This is a genomic window from Pragia fontium, from assembly GCF_900638655.1.
Taxonomy (GTDB): Bacteria; Pseudomonadota; Gammaproteobacteria; order Enterobacterales; family Enterobacteriaceae; genus Pragia; species Pragia fontium.
In genome coordinates this window covers 518,321-534,328 of record NZ_LR134531.1, presented here as the reverse complement: position 1 = coordinate 534,328, position 16,008 = coordinate 518,321, and the positions used below count along the sequence as shown (strand labels likewise).

Here is a 16,008-nt window from a genome sequence, read left to right as displayed (position 1 = left end):
TGGCTTACTCCTTTAAAGCGCAGGCAACATACTGATAGGGTTTATTTTCAACCTCGAATGTCAGCTCACGCTTGGCTTTAATCTTTCTCATCTGGTTTGGATAGACGTTGGTATCTTCGACTTTATTGCCGTCGGCCATCACCTTACGCATTTCAACCCGACTATTCCCCATCGCCTCCAACTGATAGTTACCACCGCTACAGCTCACTTTTAGCTCTTGAGTCAAAGAACCATTGGGTAAATAGCGCACTAATACGTCATATCCAATAGCAAAACGCACCTTGCCCGGATCGATAGCATCTTCAGGATAGGTAGGGCGAACGCGCAGACGATAAATCTGCTCTTTCTCTACCGGTTTCAGCGCCATAATGCGGATCTTTTTGCTGGCGCCGTAAGGAATCACAACTTTGGTCGGCGAAAACAGCAGCGTTGGGCTTGGCTTACTTAATTCTTTTTCGAAATTCTCTTTGGCTTCACCCGGATTCGTTACGTGAAACAAATCCAGAGAAACAAATTCATATTGTTCTTTACCTTCAGAAGCCGGGAATGAAGATTTAATGGTGATATAGTTATCTCTCGGCGTATCCATTTTTATCTGTTTAATAATGGGAATAACCTCTATCGCAGGCAGGGTAAAAGAAGTCATACCCACGATCCCCATACCAATAACCATAAAAAACTGCTTAAAATTAAATCTGCTCACACTCGACTCCATTAAGTTGAATTACACCCTGCAAATTTTTAGTTTTGCTCTGATCAATCTGACAAACGAACTGCTCTTCCCCTTTACGAATCTTCAACTGCTCTAACGTGTCATTGGCATCCATAATAAAGTCACCAATAAAGAAGCCTGCTTCGTCAGAAATTCCGTTACTACCTACAATCCGTGCATTAATCAGTGGCTTACCCGCGTAATAAATCCGTCCAGTTACCGTTTGGTTTTTCATCGCATTCAAGGTCACTTTATAAGACTGCCCAGGCATAATATGCGTAGAGGTATTCTTTGCCGTGACGTTATAAAAGCTATTTTCATTACCGGTATAAACCTGCTCAGCTTTAGTATCGATCTGGGTATAAGGTTGGATGCTAATGGTTGTCACTTTACCGCCAGGAACAATCACTGAGCTGCTGTTGCTATTGCGTACTTCGAAATATTGGTCTTCCGGTAGCGTGGTGGCATCAACCACCAGCGCGCTTTGGTTGGTCACTGAACCATAAGCAATGCCGCCATCACCGATAGCAAAACCACTACGTTGAGAGACAAAGGATTGACGATAGCCACTGTCATTAAAAGATTTATTGGTTCCTATCGAGGTATAACCAAAACGGTTATTCACCGTCAGGTTACCACCGGCATTTTTGTTAACGCCGACTTCATCTGATGCGGTCAAATACATGTTGTATCGGCCACCGCGATCAAATTCCGGGTTATTTACTGTCAGGTTATAGTCGGCGCTATAAGTGCCATCATCACCGCTACGGTCAGAATTCCGCGCTTTCAGATATAACGACTGATAATGGTTATAGCGACTGTCGGTAAAGCCTAAAGTAAACTGGGTATAGAGCTGATGATCGCGTTCACTGTCCTCATCGTTATAAGCATCTTTCCCGGTGTGATAACCGGCATCAACTCGTAAACTGATGTCATTAGACAGTTGAAAATCGCGGTTCAACAGTACATCAACGGTATTTTGCTTACCCTTGTTTTCACGCCCACCGTTGCTATAGCTAGTACTGCGACTATAATCGACACCAAAACCGAGCCTCCATGGTAAATAGGTACGCATACCCAATTGTAGATATTCATTGTCATAAGCTGGAATAATGCCAAACCGACCATATTCAGGAATATCACCATTAAATACGCTCTTACGATAGGTAACGTTAAAACTGGTGTTATCAAAACTTTTAGACCCAGCAACGCTATAAGCATAAGAGCCAGCATTACCGTAGATGCCATCACTATAAATACGCTCAATAAACATCGAGTTTATTGGCACATCCAGACTAGCGTTACCATAAGTCAGCTCATCATCACGGATAACACCACTACCCAGAGAAATCGCGTTTGCTGTGGTGTAAGAAACGGCAGCACTACCAAAATTATTATTTTTAACTTGGTTGTTGGTCTGCTCATTCAGACAGTCGCCACACTGATTAATAATGTCATTCATCAGTCCATCGTAACGACCTAACTGTAATAAATACTCCAGCCGACCTGACTTAAAGTTACCGTTGCGCTTATAGAAAGGCTGAGTCTTTCGTTCTTCACTGCCATTGGTCAGCTTTGACACAATAGTGATGTCATAACCGCCCGTCGGCCAACGATCGGTATTCAGGGTTTGTAATCCACCGGGCATCTGCTGCATATCAATCAGCTTACCCCGACGATAGATCTCTACAGTACCGCCAGTCGGCATATACAGCGTCACCGGTGAAGCGGCACCATCATTACGATCGCGATAATAATCCGATAAATAACCCAGTGAAACACCATCGAAGTTAACCGGATTCATAAAGCTGTATGACATGGAAGGCGTACTGCTAGTCAGGTTGTTAGTGATATTCTGACGACCAACTTTATAGCGGGTTAGCTCATCTTCCAGATAAAGCGCCGCCTCATCGAAAATAACGTTAGATCCTTGGGAAATACTCCAGGAACCATTAAGATAACTGTTACCGGTTAAACTCAACGTATCGGTCGACATCAGGTTAAAATTAGACCCGTAACTATCATCAAAATAGTTTAGGTTTTGGCTATGAACAAAACCTAAACCATGTTGATAATCGATAAACTGGTTTTCCTTATTACCACTGGCTTGTACTGAAAGATAATTATTAGGTAGCACCAGCACAACCCGCGCATCATTTTCATTGATATAAGCCGTCACCGACGCTTGTGGAAAGCCCAACTTACTGACTCGCGGAATCGGTTTGGATAGCGCATTGGTCAGTTGGTTAAGTGTGACGGATAAATTTGGCACGGCACCGGATAAGATACGACTCGCGGCGGTGGCAGGATCCTGAATACTAACGGTGCCCATATTGTAGCTAACCGCATAAGTACCCACGTTAATATCAGCAACGATAAGATCGAGAATACCGGTTAACTCAGAATTAAAAACTTCATCAAATCCTTCAGGCAATGAAATAGGTGCGGTACTTTCCGTTGCCCATGTTGCCATAGGGAATATAACGAAAATAGTATTAACTAACCGATTTAAATTAAACTTCCTATTCATTTATTATCCATGTCATTATATTTTATGGCTCGGACAAAGCCAGAACCCGGCATGTTTTTATACTTATAATATAGGGGTCAATATCAGCGTAAATTTACCGGAATAAACACCTGCACCATAATTACTCGCTAAATCTTTCGATTCAAAAGTGACTTTTAGCCCATTATTATTATTGCCATCATTCAATCGACGTAATACCGGTACAATACGTTCAGTTTCAGCATTGGTTTGTACAGAGTTCATCGTGAAATAACCATTTAGCGGCATAATCGCCCCACCCGCATTGGCTGAAACCAATTCAAATGGGCTATCTTCCATAATAATTTTTGCCTGAGTAACATTACCCACCAAATAAAAATTATCGGAGGTGTTGGCAAATTTTCGCGTGTCAGAATCAACGGATAGCGGAAAGTTCAACTCTCCTGATGTCACGTCAACCCCTTTGTAATAGATAACAATTTTTGCCAACATCTCGGCATCAACGGACATTTCAATACTGGTACCTCTACCGGCCAATACAGAAAAATGAATGCCCAATAACATAATTAGAGAGTATTTAATTATTTTCATGCCATTTATATCAGGTTGGCTTACGCCAACCTGTTCTCTAAATGATCATAATATAAAATATATTATATTATGGTGTTACGGTTACGTTAGCGTAAACAACACCGCTATAACCACCAGCAGGATATTCGGTATAAGCCTTAGTTGATTCGAAAACAAAAGCGATTTCTTTTTCAGCATGACCAGTATCCCCAGCACCAACGGTAGTCAGGGTATAGTCTTTATTATCACCGGAGTTAACAAAATCATATTTCGCTGCACCTGTTTCAAGCGCTGATACTTTGAAATTCATTTTGTTTAATTGACCACCGGCATTGCTGGTTAAAGCAAATGCAGAACCCGTTGCAACGTCATTATCGTCTAAAGTTAACTTAACTTTAGTATCGGTAATTTTGTTGCTCCATAAACGCAGGGATTGGATGCTCTGAGTATCAGCAGACATGCTCTGAGTGCTACCAGCATGACTTGAACCAGCCGGAGTTAAACGGATATCCAGTTCAGTAATTGGATTACCCTCAGGGTCAGTAATCAGAACACTATCCGGCACTTCTGCAGAAATATTGAAGCGCATATCATAGTTAGCTGGTTTTGTTGCCAACGCCGCGCTAGAAAAAGCCAGTCCTGCGACCACAAGTGCTAAATGTTTAATTTTCATATTAATTTATACCCATAATAAATAGATTGATACTAACGATTCCATTCAAACCAAAGATATTTCACTTTGCTTTAATGCCACACCCTGAAAATAGAGTGAGACATTAAAATTAAGGGATAGATATCTTATATTTAGAACGGACTATTTCGCCCCGTTATCAGGGAAAAATACCGAGCTACTGCAATAATGTAAAAGTTAAATAATCGAATAATGGTGAATTAAATACAGATTGATAGAATTGAATAAAATGGAGAGATTAAAATCCTTTTCAATACTATTCCTGCTTCACGAATATAATAGTAACTTTTACATATTCCCGGTAATCAATTTTCCTTAATTCATCTCAGTCTTTTATTTCAATAGATTCGATAATCAAGAAAAATGAACGCGGTCATCGTTGGCAGGAATAATAAACAATGATATCGCATAGATAGTAGGGATGAGCCACACTGTCAGCGATAATATCAACCAGGATAATACAGCTAGCCACGTTAGCAGCCAGCTGTATTATTAGGTTTAATTTAGATTTACTAATAACGCTAAGGATTAAAATAAGATATTAAATATCTTATCCGTTATCAAAATCTCTTAAGAGTATTGTGCCCCACTTCCTCAAACACTGCACGGCGTAAGTCTTCCTCCAACTGAGCAATATTCTGAGAAACGTAGAAATTACTGACGCCTACGCACTTCGTCCAATCGGTGCTCGGTTTGTAACCCACGCCAACAAAAGCAATTTTACCAACGGAATATCGGGTAGCCATCACCTGTTTAATCTTTTCACACATCCCGGCATTGATCAGGTTTGTCGTTAACTTAACATTAGGGTCATCTTCTCCATCGGAGACAATCACCAGCACACGCTTGGCTGCGGTACTTTTACTCAATACCTGAGCTGCTCGCAGAATACCGGAGCTAACAAAAGTCCCGCCACCGGCCGTCATTGAGTTAATCGCTGATAATTGCGACTTACTGGATGTTAACTCAACTTCATGAGATACGCTGGTCAACAAACACGCCCAATTAGAACGTGGATGAACGCTAGATAACGGAACATCAATACCATTGATTGGATCGTTGGGAATAGCGTTAACTGTCGCTGCATAATCAACAACTGCGCCCTCTCGACCATCCAGACGTCTTAGATCATACTCATCGATTATGTTAAGGCGTGGATTCGTCGACAAGGCAATCTTACAACGACCATCACGACTGGTGCCCCAGTTAAAAGGCACGAATCCTACCTTGTTATTCACATTATAATTATACAGTTCATCAGATAACTTAAGCACAATGCGTTTTAACTCAGTAATTTTGCTGTTACCACCACTACCGGGCATCTGATCGGTCATGGAGCCAGAAAAATCGGTGGCAAATACCACATCAATATTTGAACGATATTTACGCGAGGCACCGTTATCACCGACTTCAACCACTTTATTAAAGCTGGGAAAATAGGTCGATGAAAACCAAGAATCGTGCGTAGTTACTGCATCAACCCGATATTCCACATACTGCACATTACCGTTACTACCAGGCACATTAATGACGCCTGATACCGAAATATTCGGCGAAGATACGCTTTTTTCATTACGCATATAGCGTTTAAAATACTGAGTCGCTAAATATTGATTACGGCTTCGGGCCTCTGCGGTAAGATTACCGTTATCTTCGGCAGATAAAGCCAGCGCAGCCTGCTCCATCGCATCAGAAAGTCGAGCTCTTTCCATCACAAAGCGCGAACCTTCAAAACCAAATGCCACCATCCCTAATAAAAAACCGCCCAGCAGGACGAACATAACGGCAATTGCGCCTCTATGACTATCAGAAAAACGCCTTAGTTCACCGATCAGCGATTTGCGCGATGCAGAGCGTTCCTCATGTTTGTGACTTATCCTTTTGTTACACATTCTCTTATCTCGCTAGCTTGATATAACTCTTGTCTGAAAGTGGTTTTATCTCCACGCAGGCAGATCAAATAGGGCAATTTTCCCGGTCGGTATTTCGCCACCCACTCTCCGCTTTTGTCATAGCTGTAATCCAACGCGCCATTAAATACATGACCATCCGGATTAATATCAATCACCTGTACATGAAGCTGCGACTGTAACGTCGGACTGTAATAAAGCGCTTCATTAATCTCGGTAATTAATGTTTGCTGCTGTATCAGTGCTGAATCAACAAACAATACCGCATTCATGTCGGATGACGACTGGGCATAAGCCACCGGGCCAGCCATAGCAATCATACTGATAGCAATAATTTCACTCACCCAGCTGTCTATCAGATATTTCACGTTATCTCACAACGACAACGGCAAAAGATTTCTGCTGTGACTTGCCATCTCCATCGCCCGTCAGTTTACTGAACCAACTGTTCGAGGGCAGACACAGAGTGACCTGATACATCGGCACCCAGCGCCCATAGCTGCCTCTGGGGGAAAGCTCCTGCATGTTATTTAACGTGGTATAAGGCTGACAGACTTGTCCACCAACCTGATAGCTTTGATAGCGCGTGACTTCTTTTGCATTACCTCCCCCCACCAGCTTTGGTTCTTTAAAATGCAGCTCTTCTACCGTCATGGATAATTGAGACAGATCAGCCCCGCTATGCATATCTTTCAATACCTTACGGGAGAGTGCAGCAATTTGTTCCACCTGTCCCTGATTCAAATATTCATCAGATTTATACAGTTGGGTTCTTTCCCTTAACGTTCCCGCCATTGAATAGGTCACGCGATCCAACTTACCGACCAGTGCTTGCTGGAGCACTAAATCCACCAGAAAAACCACAAAGAAAATCAGCACCAGTGAAATCAGACCAAACTCAACGGCGACAGACCCGCGGTCATTAGTTAACAAAGGCTGAGCGTTCATATTCCTGAACAAAGATCACCTCCCTATTTAATAATGTATCAGCCCATACTCCCGGAAACGGGAAAAACATCGGATGGTAGTCATACTGAAGCTGGTAACGGGCTAACGGACTATTTTTTGCCGATGCGCTGTAGTTGTTGCTCAGTAAGTCGGAGATACTATTAGCAAAATTCACCTGAATCTTGATGGCGTCCTCCTTACTTAAGAAGCGCCATAAACGCCCCCCTTCGCTCACCAGTCGCGTTTGAAAACGCGCCTGATAAGCTGAAGAATCAGCCTGCTTGGCATTTTTAGCCTCTTTGGCCGCTTCGCTAACCGCCAGATCGACTACCGCTGACATATAAGACAGTCGGGCTATCTCAGCGACAAATAAAATCATGACGAAGAAGCCAAAAAATGCCATAGCAAACTCAATGCTTGCTACCCCCTCCCGGTGACGCCAGAACCGGGTTATTTGCGATAAAATCATCCTTTAACCTTTCCCTGTATTTGCCGTAACGTTATCTACCCGGTTTAACGCTTCAATAATATTGTCAGGATTATCAGAGAGTTTTTCTGCTTCAATGATGTCACGGGCATAACGAACATCCCCAACTTTCACCAATGAAAACACCAGGTTATGTAATAGCTGATCGCCTTTGCGACCGCGTAAATACTGTGGCAGTAGTAGCCGGACGGAATCGTCATAGCGGTTATCAATAATAGAAATCATCGCCAGATTGTTAATCGCCACATCATCGGCAATAAACAGTTCTCTTGAACGCTCAATCGCCGTTTTCGCATCGGTTAAACGTCCGCTTTCTGCATAAGCGACACCTTTCAAATTGTATGCATCGGCACTTTGCGGATTGCGTTGCAACAGCATATCCGTCACTCTGATGGCCTTGTCATACTCTTTTAAAGCAATCAGATTTTTGGTTTGTAGCAGATAAATCGCATCATCCGGCTTTTCCATTAGCGGCTGCAGGTAATACATTGATGATTTACTGTCGCCAACCAGATAATAATAATTAGCCAGCTTATAGCGAATTTTGGGATCATCTTTTTGTTTCAGCCAGCTGCGGTACAGATCGATTAATCCGTTATAGTTTTTGGCACTCAGTAAAATATCTTCTTTGTAGCCTAAAGATGTTTCATCTAAGCGCTGCATACTGCCACAGCCACCAAGCAGCAAAACTATTGCCAAAGTAAACGAAAGAGAAGTTAATTTAGACATTCGATAAAATCCTTAATAATCCTGGAGCAGCAATTAATACAACGATCGGAAACATCACCAACAGAATCAGTGGAACGCTCATCTTGGCTGACAAATTGCCGACTTTTTCTTCCGTGGAAAGCAGTTGCAGATCTCTGATATCTTTAGAGAGATCCATCAATTGTTCATATACCGAAGTACCAAAAAACACGCTCTGCTGTAATGCGGTACAAAACATCTTTATTTCTAGCGTCGGTAGCGTGTAATAGAGTTCTTTCAATGCACTCTCTAACCCTTTCACCTCAGCACGACGAACTACCCGATCCAGCGTTTTGGCCAAGTCTGGGTTAATATTGCCAAAGTGTTCGGCGACATATTTCAGCGCGCTTTCAACCGTCATTCCTGCCTGAACACAAACCGCGACCAGATCGATAAAATAAGGCATATCGTCCATCATAATTTTGGTCTTGGATTTGATCAGCAGCTTGCGGATCATGTCCGGTAGGACGATAACCGCCACCAATATCAGTGTGATAATCAACGCACCGGTATTTAAATCCAGCGATAGAATATTGAGTTCTGACAGCAAAAAGAGTAACAACGCGACACCAATAATAATGGCTAGCTTATAATTGACCTTTTTATCCAGTTCAGAAAAAAAGCCGATAATCTTGTTGTTACTCTCAATCAAACTTTCATATTCACGTGTCGGTGTACGTATCACCTGTAATTCAATATCCTCCCCATCAATTGTCTTTTTAATACGCTGCACATATTGGCGTTCGCGTATTAAGATAAACAGGAAAGCGCCGCCGAGTAACACGAGTACCAGATAAAAGATAATCGTCATGTCGCCCTCTTCACCAGAAACCAAATAACCGACAGTCCTATTCCTTCACTCGCCAGTACGTAGTAAAGAATCAGTTGCCCGGTACTATCATTAATAATGAAATCAAAGTTCTCTGGATTAAGAAATTTCATCCCGATAAAGAACAGCAGTGGAATAGCCGCCACAATTTTGGCTGACATCCGCGCTTCAGAGGTCATCGCCAACTTTTTACGCTCCATCGCCTTGGTACTCGCCACCACCCGCGATAAACGATTCATGAGCACCCGCAGTTGCCCACCCCGCTGAACGCTAACCAGCATGACAATAATAAAGAAGTAGAACTCTTTGTATTTAAAACGCTGGTAAGCATCATCGAACACGACTTCAGCATCCTCTCCCAGATTCAGTCGTCGACTGATCAGGTGAAATTCAGCACCCAGCGGGCCAGCCACATCCTGGCCACAGCGTTCCAGCGCATGATGAATACTGCTGCCAGAAGAAACCGCCGCATTCACTACCGAAAGCACTTCGGGAAAACTGTTATCAAAGAGTTTTTTATTAGTAGCACGCCCAAAATGCATCATTCCCCAGATAAGTATGAGAATGGTGAGTGCAATAATTAAGCCCCAGTTAAAATGAGTCCAGTAAATGTTAACAAACAACATCATGCCAAAAGTCACAAACATCACTGAAGCATTAAGCACCATCTTCTCGTTGTTATAACCCCGGAAATACTGCATCCACTCGCGCCAGAATGATGTCAGCTTCTGGCTGATAATATTTTGGGTTTCCCGAACGGATTTCACCGTATCAAACGTTTTGTTCTGCTTTTTCCACAGACGCACATTGACCACCAGTAAGACGACTCCGAGCAGAATAAAGAGTAGATTAGCGATCATGAGGTCATACCAAACATCTGCTTCAGCTCACTGCCGAGGTTGAACATATAGGCATTCGTCATGATGGCAGAGCGCATTAATAAACCATGATTTTTAAACTCTCCCTCAACAAATCCCTCTTCCGACCGGGTCTGCTTATTATGAAAAGTAAAAATATCCTGTAACACCACGTTATCCCCTTCAATCCCCATGATTTCAGTGATATTCATGATTTTTCGCGATCCATCATTTAAACGCGAGACCTGTACAATCAGGTTAACGGCGGAAGCAATATTGCGGCGAATTGCGGTTAACGGCATGCTCATACCCGACATCATCACCATACTTTCCAGACGGGCAACGGCATCACGCGGTGAGTTGGCATGCAGTGTCGACATCGAACCGTCGTGGCCGGTGTTCATCGCCTGCAACATTTCAAACGTCTCTTCACCCCGACACTCCCCAACAATAATGCGGTCAGGACGCATCCGCAGTGAGTTGATCACTAAGTCGCGCATGGTAATTTGACCGGTATTTTCTACCCCAGCCAATCGGGTTTCGAGCCTCACCACATGGGGCTGCATTAAGCGTAATTCCGCCGCATCCTCCAGCGTCAAAATTCGCTCATTTTCTGAAATATACTGCGACAAGGCGTTTAACAGCGTGGTCTTACCGGAACCGGTACCGCCAGAAATAATAATGTTGACCCGACAGCGTGCAGCGATAATCAAAAAGTTAGCCATCTCGTTACTCATCGCGCCGAATCCCACTAAATCAGCCAGGCTTTTATTATTTTTACTGAATTTACGAATCGAGATGGATGTCCCTTCTAACGCGATAGGTTGAATTACCACGTTAAGTCGGCTACCGTCTGGCAAGCGAGAATCCACCAGTGGACGTCCCTCATCGATACGTCGTCCAACCTGTAATACCAAGCGTTTAGCAATATCCGTCAGTTGAGTATTATCAATAAAACGGCGATTGGTTTTTTCCAACAGGCCACGACGCTCAATAAAGATGGCTTCAGGTCCGTTCACCAAAATATCGCTAACCGTATCATCTTCGATAAATTCACGAAGCGGGCCAAAACCGAGTATTTCATCGGCAATGTTTTCCACCATAATCCGTTGCTGATAAGCATTCACATACAGATTTTTATCGGCAATCACTTTCTCGACATTCTTATCCAGCTCACTGATTAACATGTCGCGTTCCAGCACCAAGTGCTCGATCTTATCCACCTCAATGCTTTTCATGGTCTCTTCGCGGATCAGAGCCTGGAGTGCAATATCAAGTTCCATTTATTTCCCTCCTATCTGGAAAAAAGATGACGTAGCTGGGTAAGCATTGGCGCATTTTGTTTATTGTTTTTCGCTTCTTCCACGCCCAATACATAACGCATTAGCTGATCTAACGGCTGCTTACGCCCAGTTTTCCATAAGCCAGGTGCCATCAATTTTTCACCGGCTTTCTTCACATATGGCAGACTGATAGTGATTGGGTGGCCCAATAGTGTTTGTAAATCCGTTAAAGAAAGGCGGGCATCCAGTGCCGGGCGACTTTCATTCAGACAGATAAACAAGCGACGGGAAGAACGTACATTACTGCGCTGTACTCGCTCATACTCATCAAGAAACTTACGTGCCACGCGTACCGATGACATGCTGTAATCAATCAGCAAAATGGCGCACTGGGTATTTTCTGCTAACTGATTTAACTGCTCTTTTTCACAGTTATGAATATTCTGGTCAAAAACAATAAAGTTGTAGTTGCCATAATCTTCCTGAGAAAAATCAGGGGAAAATACGGATGTTTCCCGCTTTAAATCCAGGTTATCGTTATAGGCGACCACGTCTTGATTCAGCTTTTTACCTAACAGTAGGTCAATGTCATGTGAACCGTTATCGCCCTGTAACAGCAGTAACGGTAAAGATTTAGCATGAGTAATCGAACGGGATAGCTGGTAGCTCAGTAATGTCGTGCCAATGCCACCTTTACAGCCTAATACACTGATATTAATCGCTTTACGACCACCGACTTTGGGTAGACCCGAGGCAATCTGCTCAACCATATCATTCAGCTGGAAGGTCGAATAAAAGTACGCAATGCCACTCTCGCTAAACTTTTGCGCTACCGCGATAGAGTCAATATCGCCAACCACCACACACCAGCAATCCCGAGGGATTTTGCTATAAATAATCGATACAGCTTTGGCCGTATCTTTGTAGTTTTCAATATCAATAATGACGCCGTTTAGAAACTCTGGCAGTTCAATCTTGTCACTGGTGAGAAAATTAGCGTTGATCTCCTCAACCTGAGAAACGCCCCCCATGCGAATTTTCTGGCAGATTTCCTGACGAAGTCCCAAGCGCGATGAAATAACCATCGTGCTTTTTTCACTCAGACTCTTACTCTTGCGGACATCATCTTTCTGTAAAAATAACAACATGACATACGTCCTTAAAACATAAAATCCATTGGGTTCACTAAACTTCTGCGCAGGGTGTTATTCAGCGCGCATCCTAGATCGTCATTCTTTCGGTAGTAATAGTTCTGACGATTGTAATTACAGTGTTGAGCTCTTAAACGGACCGATTCAATACGCACCGTTAAGTTGGCTTGCACCTGTGTATCAAATCCACCTAATGACTGGTGAATCTTGATGGTATAAGGCGCAATACCGTTATTGATAAGTGATTTACGGATCTGTTCTGCCACCGGTTTAAAATCGCTTTTGGACCAGTTAATACTGACCGTGCTATTACTATCTGAGCTGATTCGGTGCAACAGCTTGCCGAGCAAAATCTCTTTATCGACCTCAGACTTACCGTTCAATGCAAATGATTCGGTTTCGACTTCAGGCGAAGCGTAAAATCGGCTGTTATAAGTCTGATCTTTCGCCTGAACTTGAGCGACAGAGACAACGGTAAATAGAGACAAGGCCAACGTAGCTAATAGCTTCATTTAATAAATCCTCCCTTACTCAAAAACTCAACCGCTCTCTTTTTATTACGACTATCGCTAAAACCCGTGAAGTTAAAAAATCGCTCGGTGGTGCTGGTCTGAACAAAATTAGGAAATACAATATCCCTTGAAGACACTGGCTTAACCAGATTGACGGTAGCAACCACGACCAGCTCGGTGCGGTTACGCTCTGTTTTTGCATTACGGAAAAATGCCCCGAGAATAGGAACATCGCCAACGTAAGGTACGCGAGCTAACGCCTCTTTTTCCGAGGTATTGATCAATCCCCCCAGTAAGAAACTTTCACCATCGCCTAATTCAACGGTAGTTCTTGCTCTGCGCGTTTTTAAGGCTGGGAAGGAGTCGCCGGCTGCGGTGTTATAGAGATTGTCCAGGCTACTGACTTCTTCCCCTAACGTCAGACGAATACGCCGGGTATCGCCCACTTTGGCGCCAATATTCAGTTTGATACCGAACTCTTTGTATTGAACGTTAGTGCCGTTTTGTGAGGTCGTTACAATGGGTATTTCCCCGCCCACCAAAAAGTCGGCGGTTTCACCCGACATCACCGAGAGATTCGGTTCAGCCAATACTTTGGCAATAGAGTCGTTTTTGATGGCGTGAACCAGATTGCTTAGCGAATCAGCATCAAACTTAATGAAATTGAAGGTACCGGCATTTTGTCCGATGGTACTCCAGTCAATGCCAACGTTATCGGTAAAGTCTTTCGTCACTTCCACAATGGACAGCTTCACATTGACCTGATTGGTGATCGGCAATCTCAGTTTATTAATCACACCTTTATAGGTCACTTCACTGAGGAATGAAGGGGCTTGTTCATCAGAGCCGCCACCACCATCACTGGTTTCCTTAACTTTTTTCTTTACTTCAATCTTTTCCGCGCCCACCCCTTCACCCACAATTTGGTAAATTCTGTCGCGCGCTTCCTCATTCGGCACCGTGCCACTTAGCAGATAGCTGCTTCCTGATCGTTGAATAGAAACATTACTATCAGAAAATTCAGTCCGAATCATTTTATCGACGTTACCCAGCAGATTATTCACCACCAGAGCAATCTGTATGATCTGCCGACCGCTTTTATCAAATGCGGTGAAATCAGCCCGCCCTTCTTTACGACCATACAATACCAAGCTGTTATCGCTGACCAATTCATAGTCGGCAATATCAGCAGAAGAGATAAATACGGTATCGATATTTTCCTGAGTCTGTACCACCCGAGATTCACCGGGCTCTAAATACACCTCATAAGCCTGTACCCATGACGAAAATAGTGCGCTCATCATTAAGGTCGAAAATATCGTGAGCGCTTTAATTTTTTCCCTAAACACGAAGCTATCCTCTGATTTGTTTTATTGTGCGTAATTGAGGTAGTAATGAATCCAGTCTGATCTTGCCAGCCTCTGTGCCACCATGAACTGGCAACAAAAGTAATTCACCTGCTTTTTCTACCGTATGGATAAATTCCAAATCCCGAGTTCGAGCCCTTAGCTGGATAAAGCCAATAATTTCATCGCTACGTAAACTCGGGGATATTTCCACCTTCGGTGGTATGCTGAGCACCGTTAGTGGGGAAATGAGTCGACTTAAAACATACTGATCGCTTTGTCCTGCTGCTCCACCCGAGCTAGACTCCAGCCCAACCTCCGACTTCATCCGGCTGTCTTTTGACACTTCCAGCATGCGCAGATAGAGCGCGACGTCATCACCGACCGCTAAAGAATCCAGTAAATAGCTATTATCAAGACGAACAGGGAAGTTATAGGTCATCTCGTTTTCCCCCAGGCTATCGAGGATATAACCTGGGCTATCAGGCCCCTCGAGCATTCCGGACTCAATATAGCTACCAGCCTTAATCGGGCTTTTGACTAAATATCCACGTAATGTGCCGGTATTAAGTGCAGAGATATCAAGACGAATAAGATCGCTGTTCCCTTCTACGGTAACCTCATTTAATTCATAATCGTTGGCCCCGAGAATGTAACCGCTGGACAACTCAATTTTTGCCTTAGCTAACATAATGGTACGTTGTGAAGATGGCTTTGCTTCCACCGTAGGTTCTTCACTAACCTGAGGTGAATCGCCCCCACTTTGAACAATCATTCCCATTACACCAACAGCAATAACGATTAATGAGATAAAAAACATCACTCTATGATTCACTGATGAATAACTCCTTTTATTTCTGAGGATTACTGATACTTACTATCACTGAATTAATAACCATTGAGACTTATTGATTCAGTTGGGTTAATAAAACGAAAAAAAACCCTCCGGCAATGGCGGGCCCATAAGGGACGCCAGATGAACGAACGGATTTACGAAAAAATAAAAGGCCTATACATGCCAAAAAGCCACCCAGCACCGCAGTTAGCCATAAAAATGGCCAAATTTGCTCGGCGGTTAAACAAAGTGAAAGCACAGAAATGAGTTTTACGTCGCCAGCTCCCATCACGTTAAGATGGAATAAAATAAATCCAATCAATAAAAAACTGAGGGCAGCAAGAAAATTAATACTTTGATGGGAAAAAATCCCCAATAGAAGAGATATAACAAAAATAGCAATAACGGCTTTATTACTAATAATCCTAGTGCGAATATCCGTATAAGATATCCAAATGAGTAATATAAAAATAATCGCAGTTAAGCCATTAACTATAAGTGTCATCACATCCCTTTTTATAATAGTTAAAGTGCTTAGAGAAATCTAAGCACTTTAATGAAATCCAATAACCTATATTCTTCATATAGGTTTTAATTAATAGCAATGGTATATAATAATTA

17 protein-coding genes are annotated in these 16,008 nt (G+C 43.0%); all 17 read right to left on the bottom strand.

Annotated features, from left to right (window positions below):
- Positions 1 to 4: 4 nt before the first annotated feature.
- On the bottom strand, positions 5 to 703 hold the full coding sequence (locus tag EL341_RS02310; RefSeq protein WP_232036582.1) for a hypothetical protein: 699 nt from the start codon (positions 701 to 703) through the stop codon (positions 5 to 7).
- The gene (locus EL341_RS02305) at positions 690 to 3,242 is read right to left on the bottom strand and encodes a TcfC E-set like domain-containing protein (protein WP_126466879.1); all 2,553 of its coding nucleotides are present in this window, start codon (positions 3,240 to 3,242) and stop codon (positions 690 to 692) included. The genes EL341_RS02310 and EL341_RS02305 overlap by 14 nt, the downstream gene beginning before the upstream one ends.
- A gap of 63 nt (positions 3,243 to 3,305) precedes the next feature.
- The gene (locus EL341_RS02300; RefSeq protein ID WP_114986160.1) at positions 3,306 to 3,812 is read right to left on the bottom strand and encodes a hypothetical protein; all 507 of its coding nucleotides are present in this window, start codon (positions 3,810 to 3,812) and stop codon (positions 3,306 to 3,308) included.
- Positions 3,813 to 3,879: 67 nt separating this feature from the next.
- The gene (locus EL341_RS02295; protein ID WP_074820428.1) at positions 3,880 to 4,464 is read right to left on the bottom strand and encodes a hypothetical protein; all 585 of its coding nucleotides are present in this window, start codon (positions 4,462 to 4,464) and stop codon (positions 3,880 to 3,882) included.
- 578 nt (positions 4,465 to 5,042) lie between these two features.
- A complete protein-coding gene (locus EL341_RS02290; protein WP_232036581.1) occupies positions 5,043 to 6,263 on the bottom strand; it encodes a TadE/TadG family type IV pilus assembly protein in 1,221 nt (406 codons plus the stop codon).
- A gap of 92 nt (positions 6,264 to 6,355) precedes the next feature.
- Positions 6,356 to 6,760: a hypothetical protein gene (locus EL341_RS02285; RefSeq protein ID WP_074820432.1), complete on the bottom strand. Its 405-nt coding sequence runs from the start codon at positions 6,758 to 6,760 to the stop codon at positions 6,356 to 6,358.
- Position 6,761: 1 nt separating this feature from the next.
- Positions 6,762 to 7,352 carry a tight adherence pilus pseudopilin TadF gene (gene tadF, locus EL341_RS02280; RefSeq protein ID WP_232036580.1) on the bottom strand — a complete coding sequence of 197 codons (591 nt, stop codon included), beginning with the start codon at positions 7,350 to 7,352 and terminating at the stop codon, positions 6,762 to 6,764.
- Positions 7,315 to 7,809 (bottom strand): TadE/TadG family type IV pilus assembly protein, encoded by a 495-nt coding sequence (locus tag EL341_RS02275; RefSeq protein ID WP_074820437.1) that lies wholly within the window; start codon positions 7,807 to 7,809, stop codon positions 7,315 to 7,317. The genes tadF and EL341_RS02275 overlap by 38 nt, the downstream gene beginning before the upstream one ends.
- 3 nt (positions 7,810 to 7,812) lie before the next feature.
- On the bottom strand, positions 7,813 to 8,556 hold the full coding sequence (locus tag EL341_RS02270) for a tetratricopeptide repeat protein (RefSeq protein ID WP_047779869.1): 744 nt from the start codon (positions 8,554 to 8,556) through the stop codon (positions 7,813 to 7,815).
- Positions 8,549 to 9,385, bottom strand: a complete 837-nt coding sequence (locus EL341_RS02265; RefSeq protein WP_114986157.1) for a type II secretion system F family protein — start codon at positions 9,383 to 9,385, stop codon at positions 8,549 to 8,551. Before EL341_RS02265 ends, EL341_RS02270 begins: the two co-directional genes overlap by 8 nt.
- Positions 9,382 to 10,263: a type II secretion system F family protein gene (locus EL341_RS02260; RefSeq protein WP_074820442.1), complete on the bottom strand. Its 882-nt coding sequence runs from the start codon at positions 10,261 to 10,263 to the stop codon at positions 9,382 to 9,384. Before EL341_RS02260 ends, EL341_RS02265 begins: the two co-directional genes overlap by 4 nt.
- Complete coding sequence (locus tag EL341_RS02255) at positions 10,260 to 11,543, bottom strand: CpaF family protein (RefSeq protein WP_047779866.1); 1,284 nt, start codon at positions 11,541 to 11,543, stop codon at positions 10,260 to 10,262. Before EL341_RS02255 ends, EL341_RS02260 begins: the two co-directional genes overlap by 4 nt.
- Before the next feature lie 11 nt (positions 11,544 to 11,554).
- Positions 11,555 to 12,691 carry a hypothetical protein gene (locus EL341_RS02250; RefSeq protein WP_074820444.1) on the bottom strand — a complete coding sequence of 379 codons (1,137 nt, stop codon included), beginning with the start codon at positions 12,689 to 12,691 and terminating at the stop codon, positions 11,555 to 11,557.
- An 11-nt stretch (positions 12,692 to 12,702) separates the two neighbouring features.
- Positions 12,703 to 13,206 carry a hypothetical protein gene (locus tag EL341_RS02245; RefSeq protein WP_074820447.1) on the bottom strand — a complete coding sequence of 168 codons (504 nt, stop codon included), beginning with the start codon at positions 13,204 to 13,206 and terminating at the stop codon, positions 12,703 to 12,705.
- Complete coding sequence (locus tag EL341_RS02240; protein ID WP_083399619.1) at positions 13,203 to 14,510, bottom strand: type II and III secretion system protein family protein; 1,308 nt, start codon at positions 14,508 to 14,510, stop codon at positions 13,203 to 13,205. Before EL341_RS02240 ends, EL341_RS02245 begins: the two co-directional genes overlap by 4 nt.
- Before the next feature lie 49 nt (positions 14,511 to 14,559).
- On the bottom strand, positions 14,560 to 15,387 hold the full coding sequence (locus EL341_RS02235) for a hypothetical protein (protein ID WP_126466875.1): 828 nt from the start codon (positions 15,385 to 15,387) through the stop codon (positions 14,560 to 14,562).
- A 70-nt stretch (positions 15,388 to 15,457) separates the two neighbouring features.
- The gene (locus EL341_RS02230; protein WP_074820452.1) at positions 15,458 to 15,892 is read right to left on the bottom strand and encodes an A24 family peptidase; all 435 of its coding nucleotides are present in this window, start codon (positions 15,890 to 15,892) and stop codon (positions 15,458 to 15,460) included.
- Positions 15,893 to 16,008 lie beyond the last annotated feature (116 nt).

Excerpts from the sequence above, each read along its gene's own strand:
- EL341_RS02305 (WP_126466879.1), bottom strand. The coding sequence starts at position 3,242 with ATGAATAGGAAGTTTAATTTAAATCGGTTAGTTAATACTATTTTCGTT.
- EL341_RS02300 (WP_114986160.1), bottom strand. The coding sequence starts at position 3,812 with ATGAAAATAATTAAATACTCTCTAATTATGTTATTGGGCATTCATTTT.
- EL341_RS02295 (WP_074820428.1), bottom strand. The coding sequence starts at position 4,464 with ATGAAAATTAAACATTTAGCACTTGTGGTCGCAGGACTGGCTTTTTCT.
- EL341_RS02290 (WP_232036581.1), bottom strand. The coding sequence starts at position 6,263 with ATGTTCGTCCTGCTGGGCGGTTTTTTATTAGGGATGGTGGCATTTGGT.
- EL341_RS02275 (WP_074820437.1), bottom strand. The coding sequence starts at position 7,809 with ATGATTTTATCGCAAATAACCCGGTTCTGGCGTCACCGGGAGGGGGTA.
- EL341_RS02270 (WP_047779869.1), bottom strand. The coding sequence starts at position 8,556 with ATGTCTAAATTAACTTCTCTTTCGTTTACTTTGGCAATAGTTTTGCTG.
- EL341_RS02265 (WP_114986157.1), bottom strand. The coding sequence starts at position 9,385 with ATGACGATTATCTTTTATCTGGTACTCGTGTTACTCGGCGGCGCTTTC.
- EL341_RS02260 (WP_074820442.1), bottom strand. The coding sequence starts at position 10,263 with ATGATCGCTAATCTACTCTTTATTCTGCTCGGAGTCGTCTTACTGGTG.
- EL341_RS02255 (WP_047779866.1), bottom strand. The coding sequence starts at position 11,543 with ATGGAACTTGATATTGCACTCCAGGCTCTGATCCGCGAAGAGACCATG.
- EL341_RS02250 (WP_074820444.1), bottom strand. The coding sequence starts at position 12,691 with ATGTTGTTATTTTTACAGAAAGATGATGTCCGCAAGAGTAAGAGTCTG.
- EL341_RS02245 (WP_074820447.1), bottom strand. The coding sequence starts at position 13,206 with ATGAAGCTATTAGCTACGTTGGCCTTGTCTCTATTTACCGTTGTCTCT.
- EL341_RS02240 (WP_083399619.1), bottom strand. The coding sequence starts at position 14,510 with ATGATGAGCGCACTATTTTCGTCATGGGTACAGGCTTATGAGGTGTAT.
- EL341_RS02230 (WP_074820452.1), bottom strand. The coding sequence starts at position 15,892 with ATGACACTTATAGTTAATGGCTTAACTGCGATTATTTTTATATTACTC.